Annotated in this window: 11 protein-coding genes; all 11 read right to left on the reverse strand. The window is 67.0% G+C overall.

The window, feature by feature from the left end:
• Nucleotides 1-20: 20 nt before the first annotated feature.
• The 11 genes from sufC to GXP34_09175 all read right to left on the reverse strand — a co-directional run bounded on the left by sufC (nt 21) and on the right by GXP34_09175 (nt 13317).
• Nucleotides 21-824 (reverse strand): Fe-S cluster assembly ATPase SufC, encoded by an 804-nt coding sequence (gene sufC / locus GXP34_09125; protein ID NOY56136.1) that lies wholly within the window; start codon nt 822-824, stop codon nt 21-23.
• Complete coding sequence (locus tag GXP34_09130) at nt 818-1138, reverse strand: non-heme iron oxygenase ferredoxin subunit (protein NOY56137.1); 321 nt, start codon at nt 1136-1138, stop codon at nt 818-820. Before GXP34_09130 ends, sufC begins: the two co-directional genes overlap by 7 nt.
• Nucleotides 1138-2415, reverse strand: coding sequence for a Fe-S cluster assembly protein SufD (gene sufD, locus GXP34_09135; GenBank protein ID NOY56138.1), 1278 nt, complete (start codon nt 2413-2415; stop codon nt 1138-1140). The genes GXP34_09130 and sufD overlap by 1 nt, the downstream gene beginning before the upstream one ends.
• 49 nt (nt 2416-2464) lie before the next feature.
• Nucleotides 2465-3211 (reverse strand): uracil-DNA glycosylase, encoded by a 747-nt coding sequence (locus tag GXP34_09140; protein NOY56139.1) that lies wholly within the window; start codon nt 3209-3211, stop codon nt 2465-2467.
• Between the two features lie 152 nt (nt 3212-3363).
• Nucleotides 3364-4626, reverse strand: a complete 1263-nt coding sequence (locus tag GXP34_09145; protein NOY56140.1) for a class I SAM-dependent methyltransferase — start codon at nt 4624-4626, stop codon at nt 3364-3366.
• Nucleotides 4623-5732: an alpha/beta hydrolase gene (locus GXP34_09150; protein NOY56141.1), complete on the reverse strand. Its 1110-nt coding sequence runs from the start codon at nt 5730-5732 to the stop codon at nt 4623-4625. Before GXP34_09150 ends, GXP34_09145 begins: the two co-directional genes overlap by 4 nt.
• Before the next feature lie 551 nt (nt 5733-6283).
• Nucleotides 6284-6721 (reverse strand): SPW repeat protein, encoded by a 438-nt coding sequence (locus GXP34_09155; GenBank protein ID NOY56142.1) that lies wholly within the window; start codon nt 6719-6721, stop codon nt 6284-6286.
• A 265-nt stretch (nt 6722-6986) separates the two neighbouring features.
• A complete protein-coding gene (locus GXP34_09160) occupies nt 6987-9317 on the reverse strand; it encodes a copper-translocating P-type ATPase (protein ID NOY56143.1) in 2331 nt (776 codons plus the stop codon).
• Nucleotides 9314-10495: a type II glyceraldehyde-3-phosphate dehydrogenase gene (locus tag GXP34_09165; protein NOY56144.1), complete on the reverse strand. Its 1182-nt coding sequence runs from the start codon at nt 10493-10495 to the stop codon at nt 9314-9316. Before GXP34_09165 ends, GXP34_09160 begins: the two co-directional genes overlap by 4 nt.
• A 226-nt stretch (nt 10496-10721) precedes the next feature.
• Nucleotides 10722-11885: an NAD(P)/FAD-dependent oxidoreductase gene (locus tag GXP34_09170; protein ID NOY56145.1), complete on the reverse strand. Its 1164-nt coding sequence runs from the start codon at nt 11883-11885 to the stop codon at nt 10722-10724.
• 61 nt (nt 11886-11946) lie between these two features.
• A complete protein-coding gene (locus tag GXP34_09175; protein NOY56146.1) occupies nt 11947-13317 on the reverse strand; it encodes a Glu/Leu/Phe/Val dehydrogenase in 1371 nt (456 codons plus the stop codon).
• Between the last annotated feature and the right edge of the window lie 393 nt (nt 13318-13710).

Consider the following 13710-nt stretch of genomic DNA (forward strand, 5'->3'; position numbering starts at 1 on the left):
AGGGGAAGGAAGAAGCGGCGCTAGAAGTCGAACGGCGTGTCGGTGAAGAACTCCGATACCGGCTTCTCGGCGGGCTCCTCGACACGGGGCCGGATGCCGAGCCGTTCGCGTAGCACCTCGTAGCCTCCGGCCTCGAGCTCGTCGGCCAGCTCACGGCCACCGGACTCGACGATCCGCCCGGCCATCAGCACGTGGATCCGGTCCGGTGTCATGTACTCGAGGATCCGTGAGTAGTGGGTGATCAGCAGCACCGCCATGTCGGGACCGCGCATCTCCTCGACCGCAGCCGCGACTTCGCGCACCGCGTCGATGTCGAGACCCGAGTCGATCTCGTCGAGGATGGCAACGTGCGGGTGCAGCATCGCCATCTGGAAGATCTCCGAGCGCTTCTTCTCCCCACCCGACAGCCCGACGTTCACCGGACGGTCGAGAAACTGCGTCACCCCGTACTTCTCGGCGGTCTCCTCGATGATGCCGCTGCTCTCCTCGAAGTTCAGGCCGTGTTCGTCGCCCACCTCGAGCAGCAGCTCCCGTAGTCGGACACCGGGCACCTCGACCGGATCCTGAAAGGCCTGAAGCAGGCCCAGCTTGGCCCGTTCGTCGACCGGCTTGTCGAGCAGCTCGACACCGTCGAGTGTCGCCGAGCCCTCGACCTCGTAGCCTTCCTTGCCCGTGAGGACATGACTCAGCGTCGACTTGCCGGAACCGTTCGGTCCCATGATCACGTGCAGCTCCCCGTAGGGAACCTCGAGGTCGATACCCTCGAGAATCTGCTTCTCGTCGATCGATGCCCGCACCCCGTCGACCTTCAAGCTGCTCACGATGTCTCCCCCACTCTCACCAGCACGCTGCCGTCTTCGACCTTCGTCTCGAAGACCGGAACCGGCACCGTCGCCGGGAGCGAGTGCGGAACCCCGGTTTCGAGACTGAACTCGGAACCGTGGCGGGGACATTCGACGTCGTGGTCGAATACCTCACCCTCGGACAGGGACGCCTGCGCGTGGCTGCACCGGTCACCGATGGCATAGACATCGTCACCGATGCGGAACACGGCGATGATGTCGGACCCGATCTCGACGCGCACGCCCTGCCCTTGCGACAGGCCGTCCAATGCGCCGATGTTCACCCAGTCCCCCATCACACCCGTCCTTCCTGCTGGGCGGTGACGAACCGCCGGTTGACCGCTACACGTGCCGGCACGGCGAGTTCGGGTTGTGGCAGCCGTTCGAACGCCTCTTCGAAGAAGCCGCGGATGAGCAGACGCGACGCACGTTCGCGACTCAACCCGCGGCTCATCAGGTAGTAGAGCGGCTCCTCGTCGAGTGGCCCGACCGTCGAGCCGTGGCCACAGATCACGTCGTCGCACAGGATCTCGAGGTTCGGCACCGAGTTCGCCCGTGCCCCCTCGGACAGCACGAGGTTGCGGTTCGTCTCGAACGCGCTCGTCTTCGCGGCGTCGTTCTCGATCCTGACCAACCCGGTGAACACCGATTCGGCGGTGTCCTGGACGGCCCCCTTGAGGAACACATCCGACGAGGTGCTCACGCCGACATGGTGCATGAGCAGGCGATAGTCGAGGATCTGGTGATGCTCACCGTAGAAGGCTCCGACGAGGTCGGTGTGTGCCCCTTCCCCGGTGAGTTCGAAGTCGAGGTCGAGACGTCCCAACGAGCCGCCGAGGCCGACCTCGCCGAGCTTGGCCGTCGTGTCGCGACCCATGGCGACCCGCTCGTGGATGATCGATCGCGTCTCGTTGCCGAAGCGCTGGTAGGTGGAGAGTTTCAGGCGTCCTGCGTCGCGGACGAACGCTTCGATCTGCGGGTTGACGACCATGCGCTCACCGTCGGGTGAGCGGAAGCCGATCACGATCGAGGCCTCTGCGTCGCACTCCACGACGATCGTGATGTGCGGGAATGAGACCGCCCCTCCCCGGGTGGCCTGAACGTCGACGTAGAACGGGCGCTCGATGACGCGCCCGGCGGGCACGTACAGGAAGACGCCGTCGCGCACGAACGCGTGGTGCGCGGCCGAGAAGATGTCGGCGCCGACGTCGACACCGGTGCCGAACACGTCACGCAGCTCGTTCGTCCCGTCATCGGTCCCCGCGACCAGCGAGGTGAAGATGGCGTCGTCGCAGTGGCCGGCCGTTGCGTACCCGTCGAGGATCATGGCGTGTCCCGCGAGATCACCGAGGGCCGCCGCGACCTCATCCGGTTCGCTCATCGGGGTCCCCCGCTCGGCCAGGCCGAAATCGGCCAGGGCAAAGTCGAGATCCACGTAGCGCCACGCCTCTTCCTTCGACGTGGGCATCGTCAGCTTCTCGAACTGCTCGAATCCACGGGATCGGTGCTCTCGAACCCAGTCGGGAGCGGTCGCGTCGAGTCGGTCGACGGTGTCTTGGTCAAGTAGCTGCATCGGCTCCTCTCGAAGAGACATCCTATTACCACTGCGGAGACAGGTGAAACTACCGGGGCGGATGATCCAGGAGATCCCCGACCCGGGTGAACACGTCGTCGAGCATCGCCTCGGTGAGCCGCCCGGTGAACGTGTTCTGCTGACTCGGGTGGTAGCTCGCAACGACGGTAACCCCGGATCCGACATCGACCTGCACGCCGTGGCCGAATCGGGGCCGAGGCCTGGGGATCGGCGCCCCGCGCCCGGCGTAGATTCGCAGCACCTGGGCGAATGCCATCCCACCGAGAGCGACAACGACCTCGAGGTGCTCGAGCATGTCGATCTCGGCCTCCAGCCACGGGCGGCAGGCTTCCCGCTCCTCGGCCGTGGGCTTGTTGGCCGGGGGGGCGCAGCGCACGATCGCACTCACGAACGCGTCGGTGAGCGAGAGGCCGTCGTGGCGGTCCGTCGACGCCGGCCGGTTGGCGAATCCTGCGCGATGCAGTGCCCGGTACAGCCAATCTCCCGATCGGTCTCCGGTAAACATGCGGCCCGTTCGATTCGCACCGTGCGCCGCCGGGGCGAGGCCGACGATCAGCAGCCGGGCGCCGGGGTCTCCGAACCCGGGAACGGGCCTCCCCCAGTACTCCTCGTCACGGAACGCCGCCCGCTTCTCGGCGGCGACCCGTTCACGCCATTCGACGAGCCGAGCACAGCGTCGGCATTCGGTGATCTCCGCCTCGAGGGTCTCCAGCGCATCCATTGCCGGCAAGGGTAGGGGGTGGCTCCGGCTCCGCCACCTCGGGAACACCCCCATCGCCTCGAAGACTCGGCACTTCCCCCTGAGACCGCCGGAACACCCCCATCGACCTCGGCTCGTTCCTCACCTCGGCCACTTCCCCCTGAGGGGGAAGCAAAGAGAAGAACGACCCCACTTCTTGCTTCCCCTGGCAGGGGAAGGGGGCGCCCTCATCGATCGTCGGCGGCCAGCAGATGGCTCCGCCCGAACGTCCACGGCCGCTCGGGGGTGGTAAGGAGGAGCTGATAGACGGATATGCCGGCCATCTCGAAGCCGATGGCCGAACCGGCCATGTAGACGCGCCAGATCCGGTAGGTGGTCTCGTCGGCCGCCTCCACAGCGGCCTCACGGTTGGCCTCGAGATTGTGGATCCAGTGTCGCAGGGTGAGGGCGTAGGACGTGCGCAGCGACTCGGCGTCGCGAAGCTCGAACCCGGCACCCTCGGCCTCGGCGATGACGTCGTCCACCGTGACCAGCTCACTGTCCGGGAAGACATAGGTGTCGATGAAGCTGGGCTTGGCCCTGCGGCGCCGCCGGCGATCTCGGGTCACGATGCCATGGTTCAGCAACGCCCCACCCGGTTTGAGCATGTCCCGGACCCTGGCGAAGTACGTGGCGAGTTGTTTCTTGCCGACATGCTCGAACATCCCGACCGACGCGATCGCGTCGAATCGTCCCTTGACGTCGCGATAGTCCAGGACCTCGAAGGTGACCCGATCGTCCACACCGGCTTCCTTGGCAGCCGCAGTCGCCAGATCGACCTGCGGCCGGGAGAGCGTCACCCCGAGAACGTCGACGCCGTAGTGCCGGGCGGCGTGGATCGCCAGGGTGCCCCAGCCGCACCCGATGTCGAGCAGGCGCTGCCCGGACCGAAGCTGCAGCTTGCGACAGATCAGGTCGATCTTGCGCCGCTGCGCGGTTTCGAGTGGCTCGTCGGGATCGAGGAACGCACCCGACGAGTACACCATCCCGGGATCGAGGAACTGGCGGAAGAAGTCGTTGCCGGTGTCGTAATGGGCGGTAACCGAGGCGTTGTCCCGCCTCTTGGAGTGCAGCCGCCCCTTTCGCTCCGGGCGGGTGTGTGCGCTGCGCCGGTTCTCCGCTGGGAGCCTGCGCAGGTACCGGAGCAGCCGGAACGAGGCGAGAGGCCGCCGGCGCGCCGACTCGAAGCGGGTCGCGAACCGCAGCACTTCGAGGATGTCGCCTTCGATGTCGATGTCGCCGTATATGTATGCCTCGCCTGCCGTCAGATCGCTGGGTGGCAGCAGCAGGGCACGCAGGGCTCCCGGATGGTTGAGCACGATGGTGGCCGCGGCATCTCTCGGTCCCCACACGTCCCCGTTCCAGGTCCGTATGGCGACGGTCGGCTCTCCGACCATCGCCGCCAGCCGTTCGTACACCAACCGTGAAGTGGCCAACGCGTCGCCCATCATGACTCCTTTCGCCGTCGATCTCGATCGCCGCCACCCCGTCGCACCGGTTCGTCCGGGAGATCCACGGTCGACCGTGCTGCGAGCAGCCCTCTCTCAACATATCCGAATTCGGGGACGCCGGAGCCTTCTTCTTGCATGTCCCATGGTCCCGAGTCGATCCGCCCGTCGGATTCGACGTCGGCGGAGGGAGCCCCTGCGAGCCGGCCTGCGGCGCCGATCAGCCCGGCGCACCCGGTCGGGTCGCGCAGCCAGGGGTGATGGTCGACACCGGCCAGCTCGATCAACCGCCGGTGTGGCCGCCCATCGGCCAGACGCCGGATGGCGTCGATCGGGGCGGTCGTGTCGTCGGTGCCATGAATGAACACGACCGGGAGGTCCTCGGGGAGCGCGTCGAGATCGAGGGTGATGTCGCGTCGGTACAGGACGTTCCACAGTGAGGTCGTCGACGACATGAAGTTGTGCTCGACGAGGTCGCGGGCCACCTCACGGGGCACGTCGCGCAGGAGCAGCGGGAGGATCGGTCCGAGGAGGCGTCGTGTTGCCACGCACACCGCGGCGGTGAGCACCATGTTGGTGAGGAACCAGCCTCTGAGCCTCCGCCGGCGCCAATGGGCCGCACCCTTGGGCCCTCCATAGGAGGGAAGACTGATGAGCACCAGCGCGGTGACGTCGCCCGGGTGCCTGGCGGCGTAGGCGAGTGCGAGGGCTGCACCGAGCGAATGGCCCACCAGCACCGACGGCGCCCGGGATGCCAACACCGGCTCCAGCGCCGCGAGGTGGGTCTCGAGTGTGTAGCGGATGAGGGGGCGGGGCGACCGCCCGAAGCCGAGAAGGTCGACCAGGCTCGAACCCGGCGGGAGATGAGCTTCGCCGCCGGCCGCGGTCCAGTACACCTGTGTGCCGCCAAGACCGTGGAGGAACACGAACGACCGGGGCCCGCTCGCCTTCCGATCACCGTTGCGCCCGACGGCATGCACGAACAGCTCGGCCGCGTTGCGGGAGCGCCTGCGTGTGCTCCGCGCCGACTCGGTTCGAGGCAGAGGGGCGAGCGACCCGACGCGGTTGCGTCGCAGGGTCGCCGGTGCGCGACGTCTGGCATCGATCATGCCGTCCGGGCCCCCGGCAGATACCCGAGCCGTCTGTCCATCGTCATCGCACGCCGCCTTCTCTCAACCCTGGGGGACGTTGGTGTTGTCGCCGGCATCATCACCCCGGGTCGGGTGACCCCGGACCCGTGGGAATCGGAGTGGACTGTGCTGGAAACACGTGTCATTGCGGTTGTAGGTGCTGAGGCGTGTCGAGCAGTTCGGCTCGGAACAGATCCTCTCGGCGGAGAATCGCCTCGGGGCTCGACCTCGGGGGCGAACCTTGCTGCCGGTCATGGCCGATTGGCTCATCGTTCTCAGATCTCCTGCGTGATGTTCTTGTACTTCGAATACCATCGTAAGCCTTCTAGTCGACTGGAATGTCAAGAGGGTACTGCCAGGCCGCGAAGCTCATGAACCACACGGCCGGAATCGTGACTCACAGAGCCGTCAGGCTCCGATCGGTCGGCAGAAACGAGTGCGGGGCCGGCGGACATGATCCGCCGGCCCCGCCGTGCCGAGGAGGGAGGGACCCGGCCGTCGATGGGCCGTATGGCCGGGATTCCTCGGCTTCAGTGAGAGCCTTGCGCCAGATGATGGTCGTCCATCTGGTGGCCCTCCATCTGGTGGCCTTCCATCTGATGCGCGTCCATCACACCGGTTTGCTTCCCGGGTGTCGAGGCTTGTGCTGCGATCACCCATGCGGCAAGGCCGACGACTCCTACAGCCACCAGCCAGGCGTTCCACGCTGCTGCTGCCAGCCCGGTGAATCCGAGCAGCCACGCCGCAACGAACAGCCAGGCTCCGTAGAGGACCTGGAGCCACCCGGTCCACTTGTCGGCCGGCCTGGTGAGCGCCCACCAGGCGGTCCCGGTTACGAGGACACCCAGCGTCCACGCGTTCCACGAGGAGCCGGTGTCGGAACTGGTTCCCAACGCCCAGGGAGCGACGAACAGCCAGATGCCGCCGAGGAGCAGGATCCAGTCCTGCCAACGCTTCTTCGAGGTCATGGTGCACCTCCTTTCCTGTTGCACTCGCTGTGCACCACCATCGTAAGCCTTCTAGTCGACTGGAATGTCAAGGGGGTAGAGAGAGGTTTCACAAAGAAATATCGAGGCCACCGCCCAAGCACCCCCTCAGGCCGTGCCGGGACACCTCCGGCACCCCCTCCGTCGGCTCCCAGAGCCTCGAGGACACCTCCCCTGAGGCCGTGCCACCCCCATCGCCTCGAAGACTCAGACCCCCTGAGGGGGAAGAAACGACGTGGCTCTGGGCTCACCCTGCGGGCGCTTCAGATCGATCGGTGCTCGGAAGGCGGAGCCCCTTGAGGAGCAGCGCGTTGGTGGCGACGATGAAGCTGGAACCGGACATGGACAGCGCCGCCCACTCGGGTCGCAGGACCCATCCGAGAGACGGCTCGAGAAGACCGGCGGCGATAGGCAGGGCGATGACGTTGTATCCGATGGCCCAGGCGAGGTTCTGGCGCATCTTGCGGACGGTGCCGCGTCCGATCCGAACGGCGACGGGGACGTCGAGGGGATCCGAGCGCATGAGAACCAGGTCGGCGGTCTCGATCGCCACGTCGGTGCCGGCACCGATCGCGATCCCGAGGTCTGCCTTCGCCAGCGCCGGTGCGTCGTTGACGCCGTCCCCGACCATGGCCACCTTCTTGCCCTGTGCCTGCAGTTCGGCGACCTTGTTGGCCTTGTCTTCGGGAAGGACTTCGGCGATGACCGTGTCGATACCGAGCTGGGAGGCGATCCGGTCTGCGGTCGCCTGGTTGTCGCCGGTCAACATGACCACCTCGATGTCGAGCGCGTGCAGGTCACGGACCGCCTGCGCGGACGTCTCTCTGGCGGCGTCGGCGATTCCGATGACCGCCACGGCTGTCCCGTCGACGGCGGCGAGAACGGCGGTGCGTCCACCGGCGGCGATCTCGGCTCGCCGCTCGGCCAGGTTGCCCAACTGCACGGCTTCACGCTCCATCAGGCGGCTGTTGCCGACGACGACCCTCCGACCCTCGACGGTGGCGATGGCACCGTGCCCGGGGACGTTCTCGAACGCCTCGGCTCTCGCCGGTTCGACACCCCGGCCGTTTGCGTAACGGACGACGGCTTCGGCGAGCGGATGCTCGGACTCCTTCTCCACTGCGGCGACGAGACGCAGCACGCCGTCGGGGTCTCCGTCCGTGACGAAGTCGGTGATCTCCGGTTCGCCCTTGGTGAGCGTGCCGGTCTTGTCCATCACGACGGTGTCGATGCGGGCGGAGGTCTCCAGCGCGGTGGCGTTCTTGAACAGGACGCCGTGGCCGGCGCCGAGCCCGGTCCCGACCATCACTGCGGTCGGCGTGGCCAGCCCCAGGGCGTCGGGGCAGGTGATCACGACGACGGTGATCGCGAACAGCAGTGCCGTCGTGAACGCCGCGCCGGCCAGGCTCCAGCCGATCAGCGTGAGCGCGCCGCCGATGAGGGCCACGAATACCAGCCAGAACGCGGCCCGGTCGGCGAGCCGCTGACCGGGCGCCTTCGAGTTCTGCGCCTCCTGGACGAGCTTGACGATCTGGGCGAGGGCGGTTTCGGATCCGACCCTGGTAGCTCGCACCCGGAGGGTCCCATTGGTGTTGATGGTGGCTCCGACGACGTCACTCCCCACCTCTTTGTGGACGGGGAGGCTCTCGCCGGTCACCATCGACTCGTCGACGTCGGACTCGCCATCCTCGACGACGCCGTCGACGGGGATCCGGGCGCCGGGACGCACCAGCAGAAGGTCGCCGACGACGATCTCCGACGTGGGAACCTCGAGTTCCTCACCGTCGCGAAGCACTACCGCCATGGCAGGGGCCAGGTTCATCAGCGTTCGGATCGCGTCGTTGGCCCCTCCCCTGGCTCGCATCTCGAACCAGTGGCCCAGCAGCACGAACACCGCCAGCATCACTGCCGCCTCGTAGAACACCTCGCCGCCGCCGGTGAGAGTGACCACCAGCGAGTAGAGCCATCCGGCGCCGATACCGACCGACACCAACACCATCATGTCCAGCGTGCGGCGGCGCAGCGCAGCGATGGCGCCTTCGAAGAAGATCCATGCCGACCAGAAGATCACCGGCAGGCTGAGCAGCAGCTCGAACACGTCGTTGCGCAACCCGAACGGGGTCCCGACGTTGAAGCCGAGCACGTCGCGGCCCAGCGAGGACCACAAGACGATCGGGATGGAGAAGATCAGCGCCACCAGGAATCGGTTGCGCATGTCCCGGACCATCACATCCATCGACATCTCGCCGTGGCTGCCGTGGCCCATGACTGCGTGCGGGGACCGATCCTCGTCGGATTCGGCCTCCGGAGGCTCGACGTAGCAGACGTGTTCGGGGACCGATTCGCCGGCGCAGTGATAGCCGCATTCGATCACCCGCTCTCGCAGCTCGTCGGCGCCCGTAACCGTCGGGTCGAAGGTCACCGTCGCCGTCTGGGACACCGGGTTGGCGTCCACCGAGAGCACACCGGGCAACCTGGCCAAGTGGGACTCCACTTTGTTTTTCTCGGAGGCGAACTGCATCCCCCCGACCTGAAGCGTCACCGTCTCGTGACCAGATGAAGTGTGTGTCGTCGTCATGCGAGTCCCTCCTCGCCGGTCGGTTCCTCGGCCCCCTTGAATCCTACGGCAGCGAACTCCGCGTGGCGGGCCCGTACCGCGGCCATCGCCGGGTGGTCCACATCACGGCCGCTCACATGGTCGATCGGCAGGGTGGTCGCAGGGAGAAACGTCGTGGTGATTCCCAGTGCCCGGTCGGTGGCTTCGATCGATGCCGCCGCGTCGGGCCGCCCGGCGAGGGCACGGATGGCGTCGATATTCTCGGGAATGACGATGGCCTCGTTGTGCACCTGATAGGTGAGATACACCTCGTGGTCGTCGCTTGCGAGAGCGTCATCCCACACCGCGACCTCCCACATGTCTGCACGGGGACGGTCGAGGTCGCGCATCAGCTCGATCACCGAGTTGAGTGCCACCAGACCGTCGCCGGATCGGATGAGCGCGATCCGCGGCTCGTCGAAGAGGGCGTCGCGCAGCTCGGCGACCGTCACCCGGCGTGTGGTCTCCACCATCGCGAAGTGGATGTGGGACAGGTTGAAGGGGCCGGCGGCGGCCATCGTGGTGAGATCCAGACCCGGAAGCACCTTGCGGGCATCGGGACCCTGGTGGCTCGGCACCCGCATCTCGGGGATCACCGTGTTGATCATCCCCGTGTCGTGGGACTCCCACGGATCCGTTCCGCGCCGCAGCACGACCACACGGGCTCGCTTCACCCAGCCGTTCCGATCGAGCGCATGCAGCACCCGGGACATGCCGGTGGTGTTGCACGAAACCACTCGAGTGAGCGAGCGTCCCACCGCGCCTTCGTAGTTGACCTGTGCGACGAACGAATAGCCTGCGAGGTCGTGGGATTCGCCGCCCTGCAGGATCGCCTTCACACCCGCCTCCTCGTAGAGGACCCGGTTGACGGCCCCCACTCCCTTGGGCGTGCAGTCGACGATCACGTCCACCTGGCCCAGCAGGTCGAACAAGGTTCCGACGACGGGGATGCCGCCGGCCTTCATCTCCGGACCACGATCGGGCAGTGAGGCAAATATCGGATAGCCGCGTTCTGCCGCGACCTTGACGCGATAGCCGAAGCCCACGTCGGCGATCCCGACCAGCTCCATGTCGTCCTGGAGTGCGACGGCGTCGGCGACCCGCTTGCCGATCACCCCATAGCCGTTCACCCCAACTCGGATACGATCTTCGAATTCCATCGTCGGTCTCCTCATACTGTCGTGTGCCCCACCGTTTTACACCTTCCATCCGGATGGAATGTCAAGCCATGACTTTCCGGTACCCGGGCAGGATGCGGTTCGTTCCGACTCGCAGACCGACCCCGGCTTCTCGAGGCTCCGCCCCCCGAGGCCTCCACCCGGGAAACGAGGGCCGTCTACACGCTCGGTCGATACTCCCCGGATCCCGGATCGTCGGCCGGATCCGTCATCGTGGGCTCGGCTCGTTCATCCCGTGGGTGCACCAGACACAGTCACACGTCGTCGTGTGGCAGGCCCGATCCCGGTAGCCGAGACGCGTGCGGGTGAACCGGGGCAGCGCAGCCCGGGCGAGACGGGATTTGAGCGCGTTCGGCGCCCAGTGACGGTGAAGGCGCCGCCGCAGATCCGAAGATGAGGTGCCCTTTCTGAGCAGCAGCGAAACGACACCGGCGGGAAGCCGCTCGAACAGCAACCGGTTGAACAAGGCTGCCTCACGGACGCCACGGAAGCGATCCTGGGCCACTTCGCCATAGCCGAAACCTTCGAGAAGCGAACGGGCGGCGAGGGCACCCGACTCCATGGCATACCACATCCCGAACCCCCACTCGGGGTCTTGGAGGCCCGCCGCCTCTCCGACGAAGAGGCGGCCCCCCTCGTCGCCGAATCCGCTCGCCCCGAAGACCGCTCCGTACCCGGTGAAGGCCCGAGCATCGTCCAGGTCGAGGCCCGGCACGAGACCGGTAAACGTCTCGACACTCCGCCGACGGGCCTCCTTCCATCGCTGCTGGTCGCGGAACAGGCAGGTGGCCAGGGTGGCCTGGCCATCCCAGACCAGCAGGTACGCATAGCCGGCCGGGGCGAGGTCCTCCGAGACGACACAGTGCGCCTGATCCTCCAGAGTCGTGGAGAACACGTATCCGGTGGCGATGCCATCGGCGAAACGGGGTCCGATGGCCACGATGTCGCCTCGTCGCGCCCGCTCGGCCGCCTGGCCCAACAGCACCTCGGCGCCCGCATCACGGGCCTGCTCCAGCAGGGCCCGATCCAGGGAACCGTCATCGGGGCCTCGTTTCACCAGGTAGAAGAGTGGTTCGAGCGAGCGGGTCGGCATCGGCCTCAATGCCCGGTCATAGAACGTCACTTCGTGGAACGGCCGATACGCGAACGTCGGCTCGATCCCGAGGTGGGCGAGGCGGTCCAGGGCGTCGGTCGGCGACGACCAGTTCTCCAACCCCTGGAAGTCGCCGGAGAAGCGGTGTCCGACCTCGGACGCCTTCTCGAAGACCCGCACCTGCCGCCCGGCACGGGCCAGCGTGGCCGCTGCGACGAGCCCGGCCGGGCCCGCACCGATCACCGTATGGTCGTGTTCCATGGTCTCATGCCCTCCCATGTCCGCCGTGGTCCGACCCGGACCGGACGCGGATCACGCGTTGTGTGCTTCTCGGGGATCATCAGCTTGCTCCGACCATCTCGGGCAGGAGCATCCCCGCGGCGGTCATGGCGTCGATGACTCGTCCGATGGCGATGGTGAGCGCCTGGATGCGCCATGCTTCGGCGGGGGTCCCGGCGATGAGGTTCCATGTCGTCTCGAGCCGCTGCAGGACCAGGTCCCGCTCGTCGGTTTCGGGCCAGGACATCCTCTGGTGGTTCTGGACCCATTCGTAGTACGAGGAGATCACGCCTCCCGCGTTGGCGACGATGTCGGGGACGATCGCGACGCCTTTGTCGACGAGCGTCGCCTCTGCGTCCGGTGTGGTCGGCCCGTTGGCGCCCTCCACCACGAGTCGGGCCGAGAGCCGGGTCGCCACGCCCTGGTCGAGGGTGCCTTCCATCGCCGCCGGGATGACGATGTCGCACGGTACGGTCAGCACACTCGCCGCGAGCGTCTCCGCTCCGGGGAACTCGACGAGGCGCCTGCCGCGGCCGATCCACTCGATGAGCCCTTGCAGGTCGAGTCCGTTCTCGGCGTATACGGCGCCGGTCACATCGGCGACCGCGACGATCGTGGCGCCACGGTCGGCCAGCTCCACGGCGGCCCACCGTCCCACCGAGCCGAACCCCTCCACCGCCACCCGGGCGCCCTCGAGCGTCTCCCCGAGATGACCGTATGCCAGATCGGCGACGTGCGCCACCCCGACACCGGTGGCTTTCGCGCGAAAGGCGGTTCCGCCAAGGATCACCGGCTTGCCGGTGACGAGGCGGAGGTCGCCCTTGCCTGCTTCCGTCGCGGCGCGAAGGACCCAACCCATCACCGTAGAGTTCGTCCCGAGGTCGGGTGCGAGCACGTCGGTGTCGGGTCCGATCACCGGCAGCATCCCAACGGTGTACTGACGCGTGAGACTCCGTAGCTCGCGGGCGGACAGCTTCGCGGGGTCGCAAGGCACCCCACCCTTGGCGCCGCCGAACGGCAGGTCTGCCAGTGCGGTCTTCCACGTCATCAGGCGGGCCAGGGCGGTCACCTCGGCGGCATCGACGTCGGGGTGGTAGCGGATCCCGCCCTTGGCCGGTCCCAACGCCATCGAATGCTGAACGCGATAGCCGGTGAACACCTCGAGTGAGCCGTCGTCCCGCTCGAGGGGAATCTCCACCTCGACGCTACGGGCGGCACAGTGCAGCACACACGTCACTGCCGCGTTCAGCCCCAGCGCTTCGGTGGCCCGCCGGAATCGTTCCGCCTCCCAATCGAGGAGACCCCCGCCGTGAGCCGTCTGGTGCGGTGCCGTGCCGTGATCGTGCTGTGAGTTGCGGCACCGCTCACCCTCTGCGCCGCACTCTTCCTCGTCGGGAACGACCTGTGGTTTCGGTTCGGTGGTGGTGGGCATCGAGGTCTCCTCTCGAGGATCTCATCGGGGTCGGCCGGGGTGCCGACCGATCTTGCGGCCGATCCAGGACTCCCTTCCAGCGGGCGGATCAGGTCGGGATCGAGCCACATGGGGTTCGGTTCGATCGTGGCTCCCATGTTCGGGAGCACCGATATCGGCATCTCGTCCAAAAGCCTACGCCTTCCATCCGCCTGGAAGGTCAAGGGGTATGTGGCGATTTGCCGAGTGATGCCGGTTTGTGCCACGCACTTCGTACTTCGCATCACGACGTCGGGTCGATGCACCCATGCGTCTATTGGTCCCCCCAAGGGAGCGAAGCGACCGCAGGGGGGAAAGTACCGCAGCGGCTTTGCGCTGGGGTAGGGGGGTCTTCGTCGGGGAGCGAAGCGACCG

The organism is Actinomycetota bacterium (assembly GCA_013152275.1).
Classification (GTDB): domain Bacteria; phylum Actinomycetota; class Acidimicrobiia; order Spongiisociales; family UBA4744; genus BMS3Bbin01.